This is a genomic window from Solidesulfovibrio sp., from assembly GCF_029978005.1.
GTDB lineage: Bacteria > Desulfobacterota > Desulfovibrionia > Desulfovibrionales > Desulfovibrionaceae > Solidesulfovibrio.
This window is the reverse complement of sequence record NZ_JARKOZ010000214.1, coordinates 1-13,647: the sequence shown is the minus strand read 5'-3', so window position 1 is coordinate 13,647 and position 13,647 is coordinate 1. Positions and strand designations below refer to the sequence as shown.

General features: G+C 68.0%; 15 protein-coding genes. 8 read left to right on the top strand and 7 right to left on the bottom strand.

From position 1 onward, the window contains the following. Positions 1–118: 118 nt before the first annotated feature. From Q1K70_RS21660 to Q1K70_RS21640, 5 genes are all read left to right on the top strand, one after another. Positions 119–853, top strand: coding sequence for a nucleotidyltransferase family protein (locus tag Q1K70_RS21660; RefSeq protein WP_300164696.1), 735 nt, complete (start codon positions 119–121; stop codon positions 851–853). Beyond that, positions 835–1,554 carry a GNAT family N-acetyltransferase gene (locus tag Q1K70_RS21655; protein WP_300164693.1) on the top strand — a complete coding sequence of 240 codons (720 nt, stop codon included), beginning with the start codon at positions 835–837 and terminating at the stop codon, positions 1,552–1,554. Before Q1K70_RS21660 ends, Q1K70_RS21655 begins: the two co-directional genes overlap by 19 nt. Next, positions 1,551–3,134, top strand: a complete 1,584-nt coding sequence (locus Q1K70_RS21650) for an SIS domain-containing protein (RefSeq protein ID WP_300164690.1) — start codon at positions 1,551–1,553, stop codon at positions 3,132–3,134. Before Q1K70_RS21655 ends, Q1K70_RS21650 begins: the two co-directional genes overlap by 4 nt. A gap of 105 nt (positions 3,135–3,239) precedes the next feature. Next, a complete protein-coding gene (locus Q1K70_RS21645; protein WP_300164687.1) occupies positions 3,240–3,476 on the top strand; it encodes a hypothetical protein in 237 nt (78 codons plus the stop codon). Between the two features lie 100 nt (positions 3,477–3,576). Beyond that, positions 3,577–4,323, top strand: coding sequence for a hypothetical protein (locus Q1K70_RS21640; RefSeq protein ID WP_300164684.1), 747 nt, complete (start codon positions 3,577–3,579; stop codon positions 4,321–4,323). 67 nt (positions 4,324–4,390) lie between these two features. Here the strand turns inward: Q1K70_RS21640 and Q1K70_RS21635 are convergent, their stop codons facing one another. Then, a complete protein-coding gene (locus Q1K70_RS21635; RefSeq protein WP_300164682.1) occupies positions 4,391–4,744 on the bottom strand; it encodes a helix-turn-helix transcriptional regulator in 354 nt (117 codons plus the stop codon). An 85-nt stretch (positions 4,745–4,829) separates the two neighbouring features. Here Q1K70_RS21635 and Q1K70_RS21630 point away from each other — a divergent pair, with 85 nt between their 5' ends. Continuing rightward, a complete protein-coding gene (locus Q1K70_RS21630) occupies positions 4,830–5,036 on the top strand; it encodes a hypothetical protein (protein ID WP_300164680.1) in 207 nt (68 codons plus the stop codon). A 55-nt stretch (positions 5,037–5,091) separates the two neighbouring features. Here Q1K70_RS21630 and Q1K70_RS21625 read toward each other — a convergent pair whose 3' ends face one another. From Q1K70_RS21625 to Q1K70_RS21605, 5 genes are all read right to left on the bottom strand, one after another. Continuing rightward, on the bottom strand, positions 5,092–5,943 hold the full coding sequence (locus Q1K70_RS21625; RefSeq protein ID WP_300164677.1) for a uridine kinase: 852 nt from the start codon (positions 5,941–5,943) through the stop codon (positions 5,092–5,094). A 105-nt stretch (positions 5,944–6,048) separates the two neighbouring features. Next, positions 6,049–7,023, bottom strand: a complete 975-nt coding sequence (locus Q1K70_RS21620; RefSeq protein WP_300164674.1) for a 4Fe-4S binding protein — start codon at positions 7,021–7,023, stop codon at positions 6,049–6,051. 732 nt (positions 7,024–7,755) lie between these two features. Beyond that, positions 7,756–8,136, bottom strand: a complete 381-nt coding sequence (locus Q1K70_RS21615) for a response regulator (RefSeq protein WP_300164671.1) — start codon at positions 8,134–8,136, stop codon at positions 7,756–7,758. Between the two features lie 183 nt (positions 8,137–8,319). Continuing rightward, positions 8,320–9,204, bottom strand: coding sequence for a phosphatidylglycerol lysyltransferase domain-containing protein (locus tag Q1K70_RS21610; RefSeq protein WP_300164668.1), 885 nt, complete (start codon positions 9,202–9,204; stop codon positions 8,320–8,322). A 1-nt stretch (position 9,205) separates the two neighbouring features. Continuing rightward, positions 9,206–10,588: an MATE family efflux transporter gene (locus tag Q1K70_RS21605; RefSeq protein WP_300164665.1), complete on the bottom strand. Its 1,383-nt coding sequence runs from the start codon at positions 10,586–10,588 to the stop codon at positions 9,206–9,208. Between the two features lie 166 nt (positions 10,589–10,754). Here Q1K70_RS21605 and Q1K70_RS21600 point away from each other — a divergent pair, with 166 nt between their 5' ends. Then, a complete protein-coding gene (locus tag Q1K70_RS21600) occupies positions 10,755–11,141 on the top strand; it encodes a LysR family transcriptional regulator (RefSeq protein ID WP_300164662.1) in 387 nt (128 codons plus the stop codon). Between the two features lie 7 nt (positions 11,142–11,148). Beyond that, positions 11,149–12,372, top strand: a complete 1,224-nt coding sequence (locus Q1K70_RS21595; RefSeq protein WP_300164660.1) for an ABC transporter permease — start codon at positions 11,149–11,151, stop codon at positions 12,370–12,372. 8 nt (positions 12,373–12,380) lie between these two features. Here the strand turns inward: Q1K70_RS21595 and Q1K70_RS21590 are convergent, their stop codons facing one another. After that, complete coding sequence (locus Q1K70_RS21590; RefSeq protein WP_300164657.1) at positions 12,381–13,565, bottom strand: glycosyltransferase family 4 protein; 1,185 nt, start codon at positions 13,563–13,565, stop codon at positions 12,381–12,383. Between the last annotated feature and the right edge of the window lie 82 nt (positions 13,566–13,647).

Here is a 13,647-nt window from a genome sequence, read left to right as displayed (position 1 = left end):
GGAAGGCTTTTCTTCCTGGAAGCCATTGTTGGGGTTGGGCGCGCCCCGCGCCCAACCCCCATCAAGGGGGTCCGGGGGGGATTATCCCCCCCGGCCGCCGGAGGCATCTTCTTCTCCTATGATATCCAAGGCGCTCATTCTCGCCGCCGGGCTCGGGACACGGCTGCGGCCGTTGACGGACGTCATGCCCAAGCCCATGGTCCCCATCGCCGGCCGGCCGCTGCTCGAGCATCTGGTGCGGCTGTGCGTGGCTTCGGGCGCGGCCGACGTGGCCATGAACCTGCATTACCTGCCCCATGTGGTGACGGACCATTTCGGCGACGGCGCGGCCTTCGGCGCGCGCCTGCTTTACGGCCTGGAGGCCGAGCTTCTCGGCACGGCCGGGGCGGTCAACAATTTCCGGGACTTTTTCGACGGGCCTTTTTTCGTGCTTTACGGCGACGTGTACCTGGACGTGGACCTGCGCGCCTTTGCCGCCGCCCACGAGGCCAGCGGCGCGGCGGCGACCGTGGGCCTGTACCGGGTGGACAACCCCACCGAGTGCGGCCTGGTGGACCGCGACGCCACGGGCCGCATCACCCGGTTCGTGGAAAAGCCGGCCGTGGCCTTCACCGACCTGGCCAACGCCGGGGTCTACGCCATGTCGCCGGGGGTCCTGGACTACATTCCGGAAACCGGCTTCAGCGATTTCGGCCGCGACGTGTTCCCGGCCATGCTGGCGGCCGGCGAACGCCTTTACGGAGAAGTCCTGGACGGCTATGTTATGGATATCGGGTCGCCGCAAAAATACGAGCGGGCCAAGGCCCACGTGGCCGGCCGGGACGACGGGAGCGCATGGAGTTCACCTGCCTGACGCGCCAGGGCTTCGATTCCGAAGCCTTTGGCTGTGATTTCTACCGCGTGACGCGCTGCGACTTCGCGGCGTTGGCCGACGAGCTGACGCGGCTGCGGGCCCTGCCCGGCCCGGTCATGGCCGACGCCCGGGTGGCCGCCGCCGACCGTGAGGCCGACCTTTTCTTCCAGCGCCAGGGATTTCGCAAGGTCACGGTGCAGCTGCGCTTCGCCGGGAGGATCGACCCGGCCCTGGCCCAGGGGCCGGACCCCGGGGACACGGCCGAGAACCGCCTGACCCCGCAGGAGGCGGCCCGGCACGTGGACAACCTGCGCTACGACCGCTTCAACCTGGACGCCTACGCGCCAAAGGCCGGCCGCGACCGGTTCCAGGCGGCCTGGATCGGCAATTCCCTGGCTTCGTCGACCATGCGCAAGGTCTACGAGGGCGCGAGCTTCGTGAGCTTCAAGTACGACGGCCCCGAGGCTGTGGTGGACATCGTCTCGGTCTTGGAGCACAGGCGGGGCGTCGGCACGGCGCTTCTGCGCCGGGTGGCGGCGGCGGCGGCCCGGGCCGGGCGGGAGCGCCTGGTGGTGACCACCGAGGCCGAAAACGAGCCGGCCTGCCGGCTCTACGCCAAGTGCGGCCTGGCCGCCGAGGCGCATTTTTCCCGATTCCACTACGCCTCCCCGGCGGGGGCTTTTCCTGCGAGGCACGCATGATCATTTCCAAGGCGCCGGTGCGTCTGAGCTTCGGCGGCGGCGGCACGGACCTGCCGGCCTACTACGAGCGCCACGGTGGCGCGGTGCTTTCGGTCACCATAGATAAGTATTTCTATACTATCGTTGAACCGGTCGCGGACGGCCCGGTGGAGATCGTCTCCTCGGACTACCAGCTCCATCAGCGCATCCCGGACATGAAGAAGGCCAACCTGGGCGATGCGCTCAAGATCCCCAAGGCCGTGTGCAAGCGCTACGGCGTGGACAGCGGCGTCTACATGGCGCTCAAGGGCGACGTGCCCACGGGCTCGGGGCTGGGCCTTTCCGGCGCGGTCACGGTGAGCATCGTCCAGGCCGTGGCCACGTTCAAGGGCCTGGAGCACTCCAAGACCGAGCTGGCCGAGATCGCCTCGGAGATCGAGATCGGGGCGCTTAAGCGCCCCATCGGCATGCAGGACCAGTACGCGGCGGCCTGCGGCGGTCTCAACTTCATGACCTTTTCCAGGGACGGCGTGACCGTCACGCCGCTTGACCTGCCGGACGGCGTGGCCGGGGAGCTGGAGCGGCGGCTGCTTCTGTTCCACACCGGCGCGTCCCGCGATTCGGCCAGCATCCTGTCCGGGCAGAAGAAGTCCACCGAGGCCAACGACTCCACGGTCATCGCCGCCCTGGACGGGCTCAAGGACCAGGCGCATCGCATGCGCGACGTGCTCCTCGCCGGCGACCTGGACGGCTTCGGCCGGCTGCTGGACGACGGTTGGCGCTACAAGAAGAGCCTGGCCAAAAACATCAGCAACGCGGCCATCGACCGCTACTACGCCGCGGCCCTGGCCCAGGGGGCGCTCGGCGGCAAGATCGCCGGGGCCGGCGGCGGCGGGTTTTTGCTCCTCTACTGTCCGCCCGAGGCCCAGGCGGGCGTCATGGAAAAGATGATGGAAATGGGCCTGGAGCGCCTGCCGTTTTGCTTCGAGACCGGCGGCGCGCAGCTGACCCTGGACCACACCGGCCGCTTCAGCGCCACCATCACCCCGGAAGGCTACCTGCTCGGCATGCGGGCCGTGGTGAGCCGCCTCGACAAGGACCAGATCGCGCGCATCGCGGACATCATCTGGGAGGCGCGCGCCCACGACCGCCAGATCTTCATCATGGGCAACGGCGGCAGCGCCTCGACGGCCTCCCACTTCTGCTCGGACCTGTCCAAGACCACGCTCATCCCGGGCAAGAAGGGCTTCCGCGTGGTGCCGCTCACGGACAACATCCCGCTCATGACCGCCTGGGGCAACGACGCGGGCTTCGAGAACATCTTCTACGGCCAGCTGCTCAACCTGCTCAATCCCGGCGACGTGGTCATCGGCATCTCGGGCGGCGGCATGTCGGGAAACGTGCTCAAGGCCATGGAGCTGGCCCGCGAGCGCGGGGCGCGCACGGTGGGCATGGCCGGCTTTTCCGGCGGCAGGCTCAAGGACGCCGTGCAGGAATGCTTCATCGTGCCGAGCGACAACTACCAGTTCATCGAGGACGTGCACATGATCCTGGTGCACCTCATCGCCTCGGTCCTGCGCGAGCGCATAGCCAGGCAATGACGCCGGCCGGGACATGGCGTCAGGAATGGGAATAAAACGAACGGGAACGAACCGGGCCGCGACGGCCCGCAACGCCCCGCGCCGCGCGCGGGGAGGTCCGTCATCATGCCGCAAGCCATAAAGGACATCGTGGACGTGCTATGCAAGCTGGCCTTCGTCGCCGGCGTGGCCGTCCTGGCCTACAGCCTCTATTGCAACCGGGGCGTGGGCCGCTACCAGTACATCGCCAACGGCGAGCTCGAATACGTCATGGACACCACCACGGGCGTCATCTACCAGGGCGGCTATTCCATGAACCACATCACCGGCCAGGAATCCACGGGAGGCCGGCCGAAGAAGTAGTTTGCGCGGTTATGTCAATAATAACTTAAGTTATTTATAGCTGTTGCAATTGCCGTCGCGTCGCGGGCCGTGGTATGGACGCAGGCCACGGGGGTGACCCATGCAGACCGGCAACGACGACCGCTTCGTTTTCTATCTCGGCTTCGACGACACGGACACGGCGACTTCGCCCAAGGGCACCGGCCGCACCATCCGCGACTTCTGCGCCACGCTTCCCGGGACCGTCCGGCTGCGCGCCGTGCTGCGCCACCAACTGCCGAAGCTTCCGGAGATCCCCTACACCAGCAACAACAGTTCGGCCTGCGCCGTGCTGGAGGCGGACGATCCTTCCCTGGGGCGTCCGATCTTCGAGGCGGCCACGGCCTATCTGGCGCAACACGCGCCGGAAGGCAGCGATCCGGGCGTGTGCCTGGCAGCGGCCGCTGGCGTGGACGCCGGCCTGGTGGATTTCGGCCTGTCGTGCAACGCGGCGCGGGTCACCCAGCAGGCGGCCATGACCGCGGCGTCGGCCGTGTCCCTGGCCGGCGTCGGCGGCAGCAACGACGGCATCATCGGCGCGGCGGCGGCCGTGGGCCTGACCCGGCACGGCTGGTGCGGCCGGTTCATCGAGCTCGGCGACATGCGCCGCCTGCCGGCCACGGTGCCCGTGTCCGAACTGGAGCGCCTGGGCATCCGCGTCGTTTCCGTGGATCGCGATCCCCTCGTTCCCCTGCCCGGCGACAGCGTGACCACCGGCGGCTGGCTGCGGCCCTCGCTTTGGGCCGGCCAGCCCGTGCTGCAGGTGCGCGCCGACGGCCGGGGCCGCTGGCTCGCGGCCCTGGGCAAGCGCGACGGCAAGGCCGCCTGATCCCGGCTTGCGGGCGCGGGGCGTCGGTGCGTGAAACGCCCCCTGTCGCGACGCCGGCCCGGCGGACTCAGCCCCCGGTCCGTTCCCGGTAGCGGGTCACGAAGCCCAGCAGCGACGCGGCCTGCCGTTCCATGTAGCCCACCCAGGCGTCCAGCACTTCCCTTCCCTCGTCCGTGATGGCGTAGACCCGTTTGGCCGGGCCCGAGCCTTCGGCGTCCCATTGGGACGCCACCAGCCCCTCTTCCTCCATTTGCCGCAGATGGCGGTAGATCATGCCCGGCGGGGCGTCGCCCTTGAGAAAGCCGTATTCGCCGATGTGCTGCAGCAGTTCGTAGCCATGGGACCTGCCGTCGAGCAGGGCCATGAGGATCGAGGGCTGCATGTACCGATCCGGTTTGCCGGGCCCGATTTTTTCGGGCATGTGAACCTCCGCTTGACATAGATGCTTAGTGCACATATGTTAAAGTTGTCTTTTCAAACCAACCCCAGCACCAGGGAGGTGCGCCATGTCCATTATTTTCGCGCGCGAACGCCGTAAGATCGAAAAGGGCGAAAAACGCCCCCGTTTCCGTGTCGTGGCCGCCACGGGCGACCTCAAGTTCTTTGCCGAGCATATCCGCAAGCGGGAGCTCGATGCGATCGCCGCGGCCGTCGGCGCGCAGGTCGTCTTTCTCCCCGGCGACGCCTCCGGCGAGGGCGGGGAAAAGGCGTAACCGCCCAGGCGAGACCGGCGGGGGGCGTTTCGCCCCCCGCCGCGTCGTCGTAGCCTCAATCCTTGTAAATGATCGTGCCGACGTGCTCCCCGTCGAGGGCCGCCAGGATGTGCTCCGGGTGGCGCAGGGCGTCGATGATCTGAAACTGCTTGATGGTCTTGGCGTGCTTGAGGAAGCGCAGCACGGGCCGCTCCACGATGAGGTCGTCGAGGTCCAGGGCGATCAGCTCTTCCACGGACAGCCGGCCGTAGTATTCGAGCTTCTCCCCATCCTTGGTCTTTTTCGGGTCGTCGCTGTACAGTCCCTTTTCGTCCTTGAGGTAGATCAGGGACTTGGCCCCGATGTTCTCGGCCAGCAGGAACGCGCCGCAGTCCGTGCGGTGGGGCGGGATGAAGCCGTCCTCGGCCGGGTGCTCGAAAAAGCCGTAGGGCGGGATGCCCGGGGTGATGGGCAGATAGCCGAGCTGGCAGAACATGGTGAGCTGTTCCAGGTGATCGCCGTGGCCGATGCGCACACCGCCGTGCTTGGACAGCAGCACCGAGAGGATCTCGGCGTTTTGCGAGGCGACCTTGTCTCCCAGTTTGGACAGCACGCCCGTGGGCATGCCCAGTTCCAGGCCGATGTTGTAGATGTGGCGGGCGCGCGTGCCGCCGCCGGTCATGAGGATGATCTTGTGCCGCTCCTTGGCCGTCAGCAGCACGTCGATGATGGGCAGCAGGGCCTTGGCCCCCCGGTCCATGATGGATTGGCCGCCGATCTTGAGCACGTTGACGTCGGGGTGCATGCGGAAGACTTCCTGTCGGGCCATGCCCGACAGGAGCTTGCGGCTCACCAGCGATTCGCCCATCAGCGGCGATTCGATATGCAGCCGGCCGCCTTCCTGTTCTTCCTTGACGAGTTTGCCCATGGGGTCCCCCTGAGTTTTTTTGCACGGCATAGGTCTATGTCGACAATATATCTTCAAAGACCATAGCAGACAAGAGGACAGGGTCGGTTTTTCGCGCCGTCTCCGTCAGCCGCCGAGGGCCATGGCGTAGAGCCGGGCCAGCATGGCCGCCGGCATTTTCGTTTCCCAGAGCCCCAGGGCGTTGGCCGCCCCGTAGGCCAGGGCGAAGACGGCGCAGGCTCCGGCGGCCGTGAGCCACCAGGGGGCGCGCCTGCCGAGGAAGGAGAACTCCACGGCCCGGGCCGAGCGGGGGCAGGCCGTCACGCATGAGGCGCAGCCGCTGCAGGTCATGGGACGCGGCCCGGCCTCGATGGGCAGGTCCACGGGACAGGCCTTGCGGCAGCGGCCGCAGCCGGTGCAGGCCGCGGCGTCCCGGGCCAGGGCCGTGGGCCCGGCCTTGGCGAGCAGGCCCAGCAGCGCGCCGTAGGGGCACAGCCAGCGGCAGAAGGAACCCCGGAAGACGACCCCGAGCAGGACCAGCCCGGCCAGCACGACGACGGCCGTGGTCCCCGGGCGGGTGAAGAACAGGAGCATCCTGGCGTCGGCCGTCATGTTGTAGGAGGAGCGCAGGAAGCCGGAAACGGCCGTGGCGTCCATGGCGAAGCAGGTGGTGTAGAGGAAGAACGCCAGCAGCAGGTATTTCGGCAGGCCCAGGGCGGCGTCCAGGCGCTTGCCCACGGACCGGGCCAGGCCCAGGCGCTGGCCGATCCGGCCCAGGCGCGCGGCCACGAACCCGGCCGGGCAGACGTGGCCGCAAAAGCCCTTGCGGAAGAGAAAGGCCATGGCCAGGGCGGCCAGGAAAACGGCCAGCCCGGCCGGGTGCACCGGATCCCAGGAACCCGTGGCGGCCAGTTCGCGCGCCCCGAGCAGGGCGCTGATGGGCAAAAACCCCTCCACCCCGGCCGGCCGGGCCGTCTCCGGGCCGACCCCGGCGGCGTAGCGGCAAAAAAGGAAGAACCGCCAGCCCACGAACAGCGAAACCAGGAAGAAAAACCATTGCGGCAGCCGGGACAGCGTCCCGGGCGTGAAACGAAAAGCCATGCGCGAACCTTGGCCCAAGGCCGGATGAAGGTTGTCCGCCGGGAGGGCGTCCGGCCAGGGGGCCGGCCCGGGTGCGGGAAGGGGACGGCGAGACTCGGGCTTGCCCGTCCGAGCCCGTCGCCATCTTCATGGGAAGCGGCGTCCCGGCGGGAGTTCTCGCCAAAACGTGGCCAACCGCGCGCCTCGCGCCGGGGACCGCACGAACTCCAACGATCCCCAACAAGGCCCGCCCGGCCTCACGCGCCGCAACCTGCTCTCCTTGATCCCGGAAGGCAAGGCCCGCCCGCCTGGACCGCTTCAGTCCTCTCGCCAAGACCGAATTTCCCTTCAAAGACGGCGGGCGCGCCCCCGTGCCCAGTCGATAGGCTCTTTGCGTTTCTTGGTGGGCGCGGCCCCGTGCCATGGGGGCCGTGAGACCCTCGACGACCGGGACGGCATCGTGGCCGGCGACGACATGCGGATCGGCTGCGAGGCCGGGTCATGGCCGGGGTGCGCATCGGGTACGGGGCGGTGGTTGATTCGCGGGCGGCGGCGCGGGACGTACCGGATTACGTCATGGTCGGCGGGCTGCCGGCCAGGCCCGTCGAGCCGCGGTTTCCCGGGCCGGCGGCGCGGGAGCTGCCTGGACCGGTCCGGTGGGATTGGCCGGCGGGGCGGATCGCGGCCGGCCTGCCGCCCCGCGCCGCGTCCCGCAGCTACGAGCGACCGCAGGCCCTCTTCGGGGAAGCGGTCCTAGTCCGTCGGGGCGTCCGGGACGTGCGCCCGGATGATGTCCCAGAGTTCCTCGGCGGTGAAGGGCTTGACCAGATAGGCGCTGACGGCGGCGGCCTCGGCCTCGGCCACGTTGGAGGCCAGGGCCTCGGCCGTGACCATGATGAAGGGAACTTCGGCCCGGGCCACGCCGCCGCGCACGCAGCGCAGCAGGTCGATGCCCTTCATGCCCGGCATGTTCCAGTCGGAAACGATGCAGTCCACGGCCTCGGTGGACAGCAGTTCCAACGCCAGCCGGCCGTTGGGGGCCTCGAGCACTTCGACCCCGTCCTGGCCAAGCATCTTGCGGATGATCCCCCGCATGACCTTGGAATCGTCCACGACGAGGACTTTCAAAAGCATCTCCTTTGCTGTTGCGCCGCACCCGGAGGGAAGGACGGGTTCGCATCGCGAAGGCTTTGATTGAAACCTTTTCGCGAAAAAAGCAAGTCCTCGGGCGACGGCAAGGTACCGTGACGTCCCCTGCCGGTGCGCACTTGAAACCTTTTGGAGCGTTGCGTCCGGCGATATGGCCGCGTCGATGCATCAACGGCGCGGCGCGACGGATACGGTGCACTTCTTGAGAAAGCCGCTTGGATTGTAGGAGAGCTTGGCTTTGCGCAAGCCCTCGTCGCCCAGGTCCTGCTCGCGGTTGACCAGGGCGTAGCCTTCGCCGGCGTCGGCCAGAAACATTTGACTGATGGCCTGGTACACGCCTTTGAAGCCCGGCCGGCCTTTCTCGAAATGGATGACCAGCATCTCGGGCGTGAGCGCCTCGGCCACGGTGTAGGCGATCATCTCGCCGTCCACGCGCACGGCCCCGCCCATGAGCCCGGGGATGCGGTCCCAGTTCTGCAGGACCCGCACGATGGCCTGGTTTTCGGCCAGAAGCGCCCCGGACTCCTCGGGATCGCGCCAGGAGAACCACTGCCGTTGCAGTTCCAGGGTCTCCTCCACGCAGTCCGGGGTCAGGGCCTTGTATTCGTAGTCGTAGGTGCGCATGAACTGGCTGAGAAGGTTCTTCTTCTTGTGGAACTTGTTGCCGCGAAGGGCCACGAGCTCGGGCACGCTGTAGACGTAGTCGGCGTGGTCCCGCGAGTCCTCGGTCGTGACCCGGTTGGGCATGGCGTCGCTTAAGATCTCGCACAGCCGCTCGGGCACGCGGATGAAGTCCAGCCCGTGGGACAGGCACGGGCAGGCGCTCCAGTCCACGTCGGTCCAGGGGCCCACCGGCGCCCAGAAGACCTCCACGGGCCTCGTCTGCAAGATCCAGACGTGGCTTTCGCCGAACCGCCAGGAGAGGCCGTATTCCTCGGCCCAGCCGAAAAGGTTGCCGAAGCTGTAGTCGGAGACCTTCTGTGGGCAGCGGGCCAGGCGCTCCAGGTATTGCTCCCGGCGGTCCAGGCAGATGGGTTCGAAACCGTCTCGCATCTCACTTCCTTGGTTTTGCGCCGCCCATGCCGAAGCGCGCCCAGTTCACGTACTGGTACACGCACAGGCAGGCCAGGGCCTGCACGGCCTGGGAAGCGAACATGGACATCCACACCCCCTCGGCTCGGCCGAGGAGGCTATGCCCCAGATACAGGGCCAGGGGCAACCGCACGAACCAGATCGAGGCTCCCGTGACGCACATGGTGAGCAGGGTGGCCCCGGCTCCGGTCATGGCCCCGATCAGTATAAGTCCTGCGACGGTGAAGGGAATGGCCGCCACGTTATATCGGAGATAGGAAACCGCCTGGGCGGCCACGGCCGGTTCCGGGGAGAGCACGGCCGCGCACTCGGGCAGAAACGGCCACAGGGCCGCGCCGAAAAGCGTCACGAACACCACGCCGGCCCGGAAGATGCGCCAGCCCACGCGCTTGGCCGCCGCCGGCTCCCCGGCCCCGAGCAGGTTGCCGACCAGGATCGAGGCCGTGAAGTTGAAGGCCATGGGCGGCAAAAAAAGGATCGATTCCACCCGCATGCCCGCCGCCATGCCGGCCAGGGCGTCCACGCTGCCCGTGGGCAGGGAGCCGGTGATGGCGAAGAGCAGCAGGTAGCCCGTGTGCCACACGATCTGCATGAGCCCGGACGGCCAGGCCACCTTGAAAAGATAGGGGCTGGCGCAGCGCACCCAGCGCCAGGCCGGGAAGAGCGCCGCCCGCAGCCAGCCGGCCCGCAGCAGGGCGGCGAAGTTGAAGAGCATGCCGGCCGTGACCGAAAGGAACGTGCTCCAGGCCACGCCGGCGTAGCCCAAGTTCGGCAGGCCGAAGAGGCCGAGGCCGAAGCCGAAGTCGCCGAAGGCGTTGAGCGCGGCGGCCAGGCCCCAGGCGTAAAGCGGCACCATGACCTGCCGTCTGGCCCTGAAAAGCGCGTTGGCGATGACGAAGAAGGATTGGATGGGCAGCAGCCACAAAAAGACCGTCAGGAAATACTGCGCCGTCGGCAGCATGGGCTCGGGTACCTGGAGCAGGGCGAGGAAAAGCCCGCGTCCGGCCAGGCCAACGCCGAGGATGGCGACAGAGGCGGCCACGCCGAGCAGCAGGCAAAGCCAGACGTAGCGGTCGGCCCGGGCCTGGCGTCCGGCCCCGTCGGACTGGCTCACGGCGGCCACGGCCCCGTTGGCCACGGCCGAGGCCACGACCTGGAAAAAGAACATGGCCTGGGTCAGCACGCCGATGGCGGCCTGCGTTTCCCGGTCGATACGCCCGCCCACGTAGACGTCCACGATGCCGATCAGGAAATTGAGCAGCATCATGAGAATCTGCGGCCAGGCCAGGGACCATATGGCGGCGTATCCCACGCCTGCGGGCCGTTGTCCTTCGCGCGGTTGCATCCGTCCTCCGTGGCGCCGGGCGGCGGCAGACGTCGTCCGGGGCAGGCGTCAGGCGATACGGGACGCGGCCCTTGCGGTCAACTCCCCCCTTTGCAGGCCGGCCGCCAGAGGGTAGGGTGCCCCTGGCCGGAAGAGGAATCCGCGAGCCGGAAACCAGGGAGGAGCGATGCGCCAGATCGAGGCCGTGCAGCGGCTGCACCTGTGGCTCGAAACCCGCGACGGCATGATGCTCGGGCTCGGGCGCATCCAGCTTCTGGAGCTGGTGGAGGAACTCGGGTCCCTCAACAAGGCCGCCGCGGCCATGGGCATGTCCTACCGCGCCGCCTGGGGCCGCATGAAGCAGACCGAGACCGTCATCGGCGATCCGTTGGTGGAGCGCTCGGGCCCGAAAAAAGGCTTTCGCCTGACGCCGCTCGGCCACGAGATCGTGCGCCAGTTCCGCGCCTGGCACCAGGACGTGGAAAACTACGCCCTGGCCCGGGCCCGCGACATCTTTTCCTGGAAGACCGAGGCCTTTTCCAAGGACGCCCCCAAGGCCGGCGCTCCGGACTGATCCCCACGTGTTTCTGAGCCTTCGCATCGCCCTCAAGTCCCTGGCCACCCACAAGATGCGCACCGTCCTGGCCATGCTGGGGGTGTTCCTGGGGGCGCTGGCGCTCACGGGCGTGCTGCACATCTCCCTGGCCATGGAACGCAAGGCCGTCGAGGAGACGGAAAAGCTCGGCCCCAACCTGCTCATGGCCATGAGCGGGACCATCCGCTTCCGCCGGGGCGACATCCGGCCCGACATGGGCAATACCCGCTTCAGGCTGCCGGACGCCGTGGCGCTCATGCGCGGCCTGCCCTCGGTGGTGGACGGCGTGCCCTACTTTTCCGCGCCCATGCCCATCCGGTCCGGGGACAAGAAGACCATGTGCCAGGTGGTGGCCACCTGGCCGGCCTATCCCAAGATCCGCGGCGGCGCGCCGCGCTACGGCCGTTTCTTCGACCAGGACGACGAGGACGAGAAGGCCCTGGTGTGCGTGCTGGGGCCGGCCGTGGCGGCCCGTCTGTTCGGGACGCCCGAGGCGGCGCTGGGGGAGGCGGTCTACATGTTCCGGGCCAGGCTTCGGGTGCTCGGCGTGATGGAGGAAAAAGGCTCGGACGTGTCCGGGGCCAACCAGGACGAGCAGGTGTTCGTGCCGCTTTCCACCTACATGCGCCGGCTCGCCAACAAGAACTACATCCACGGCGTGTACATGCAGCTGGCCGACGGCACGGATTTCGAGGCGGCCAAGGCCTCGGCCGAGCACATTCTGCGCCGCCGCCACGACATCAAGGTGGAGAAGGGGCAGCGCGACGACTTTCGGGTGCTGACGGCCAGGGACACCATGGACCTCAAGCAGCAGGCCCTGGATCTGGTCAAGACCCTGGGCTACATCAGCTCGTCGCTGTCCTTCGGCATCGGCGGACTGGGCATTTTGTCGATCATGATCCTGCTGGTACGGGCCCGGCGGCTGGAGATCGGCATCCGCCGGGCCGTGGGGGCCCGGCGCTCGGACATCGTCCGCCAGTTCCTGTTCGAATCCGGGGCCATGTCGGCCGTGGGCGGCGCGGCCGGAACCATTGCGGCCTTGTTGTTGTTGGTTGTCGTATACCGGCTGGGGGAATTTCCGAGCGTCTACAACCCCTGGCTCATCGGCGGGTCGCTCGTGGGCTCGGCCGCCCTGGGCCTGGCGGCCGGGGCCTACCCGGCCTGGGCCGCGGCCAACGTCGAGGTCTTGAGCGTGCTGCGCGACGAGTAGGGGCGCTCCTACGAGTTGTTGACGATCTCCATCTCCCGTTCGGCGATGGCCGCCCAGTCGAAGACCGCCGCCCGGCGACGCGCCGCGGCGGCAGCCTGCCGCCGGAACTCGGGATCGTCCAGCAGCCCCAGCACGGCCTCGGCAAAGGCCGGCACGTCCTCGAAGGGGACCTTCGTCATGCCGGTGGGGAAAATCTCCCGGTAGATCGGCAGGTCGTAGGCCACCACGGGCAGCTCCGAAGCCATGGCCTCCACCGCCACCTGGCCGAAGCTCTCGTAGTGGCTGGGCATGAGGAAGCAGCCGGCGGCCTTTAAAAGCCGCACCTTTTCCTCGCCCTGGCGAAAGCCCAACAGATCCACGGACCCGGTCAGCCCGGCGGCCTCGATCTCCTGCTTGAGCTTGGCGAACCACCAGTCGCTGCCGCCGCCGATGACGCCGAGCCGGCTCCCCGGACGCGCGTCGCATACCCGCCGCCAGATGCGCACCAGGTCGAAAAGCCCCTTTTGCGGATGCAGCCGGCCCAGGAAAATGCCGTCAAAGGCCGGCGTGTCCGCCGTCCGCTCCACGCCGTCGAAAAAGGCCCCGTCCACGCCCATGGTCACCACGTGGACCGCCTCCGCCCGCGCGCCCATGGCGACAAGGGAATCCTTGTCCAGGGAGTTGAGCACCAGCATGGTCGCGCCGGCCGCCCGGGCAAGCGCGACCGACAGCCACTGGGCGGCGAAATACAGCACGCCCCGCACGGTCGGCAGCCGAAACCCCTTGCCGAGCACCTTCTCGTAGCCCTTGAAAGGATTGGGCGCGATGAGGAACACGCAGACCACCAGGCGCGCCCTGTGATTGCGCCAGCGGCACAAAAGCGCCGGCAGCAGGTCGAAGAGGAAATCCGACGGCGCGTACACCGCGTCCACGCCCCGGGGATAGCGCGCGAAAGGACAGGTCAGGATGCGCCACAGATAAACGGCCAGCACGTTCCAGAGCCGATCCGATTCGCTCGTAAACGGCTCCCAATGCACCTGCCACTTCGCCCGCACGCCCTGGGACTCCAACACCCCGATTTCCCGCCTGGGCAGAAGCAGCAGCAGCTCCACGCCCTGGGCCAGCCAGCGCCTGGCGATCTCGGCGAAACGGACCTCGCTGCCGTCGCGGTTTTTCGTATTCACCCGCCCCATGGCCGGCACGAATATGCGCATAATGCAGTTGCCTCCGGCGGCCGGGGGGGATAATCCCCCCCGGACCCCCTTGTCGGGGGGGCGCGACGTGCCGGGCTGCAAA

Coding starts and splice junctions, on each gene's coding strand:
- Q1K70_RS21660 (WP_300164696.1), top strand. CDS start 119: ATGATATCCAAGGCGCTCATTCTCGCCGCCGGGCTCGGGACACGGCTG.
- Q1K70_RS21655 (WP_300164693.1), top strand. CDS start 835: ATGGAGTTCACCTGCCTGACGCGCCAGGGCTTCGATTCCGAAGCCTTT.
- Q1K70_RS21650 (WP_300164690.1), top strand. CDS start 1,551: ATGATCATTTCCAAGGCGCCGGTGCGTCTGAGCTTCGGCGGCGGCGGC.
- Q1K70_RS21645 (WP_300164687.1), top strand. CDS start 3,240: ATGCCGCAAGCCATAAAGGACATCGTGGACGTGCTATGCAAGCTGGCC.
- Q1K70_RS21640 (WP_300164684.1), top strand. CDS start 3,577: ATGCAGACCGGCAACGACGACCGCTTCGTTTTCTATCTCGGCTTCGAC.
- Q1K70_RS21635 (WP_300164682.1), bottom strand. CDS start 4,744: ATGCCCGAAAAAATCGGGCCCGGCAAACCGGATCGGTACATGCAGCCC.
- Q1K70_RS21630 (WP_300164680.1), top strand. CDS start 4,830: ATGTCCATTATTTTCGCGCGCGAACGCCGTAAGATCGAAAAGGGCGAA.
- Q1K70_RS21625 (WP_300164677.1), bottom strand. CDS start 5,943: ATGGGCAAACTCGTCAAGGAAGAACAGGAAGGCGGCCGGCTGCATATC.
- Q1K70_RS21620 (WP_300164674.1), bottom strand. CDS start 7,023: ATGGCTTTTCGTTTCACGCCCGGGACGCTGTCCCGGCTGCCGCAATGG.
- Q1K70_RS21615 (WP_300164671.1), bottom strand. CDS start 8,136: ATGCTTTTGAAAGTCCTCGTCGTGGACGATTCCAAGGTCATGCGGGGG.
- Q1K70_RS21610 (WP_300164668.1), bottom strand. CDS start 9,204: ATGCGAGACGGTTTCGAACCCATCTGCCTGGACCGCCGGGAGCAATAC.
- Q1K70_RS21605 (WP_300164665.1), bottom strand. CDS start 10,588: ATGCAACCGCGCGAAGGACAACGGCCCGCAGGCGTGGGATACGCCGCC.
- Q1K70_RS21600 (WP_300164662.1), top strand. CDS start 10,755: ATGCGCCAGATCGAGGCCGTGCAGCGGCTGCACCTGTGGCTCGAAACC.
- Q1K70_RS21590 (WP_300164657.1), bottom strand. CDS start 13,565: ATGCGCATATTCGTGCCGGCCATGGGGCGGGTGAATACGAAAAACCGC.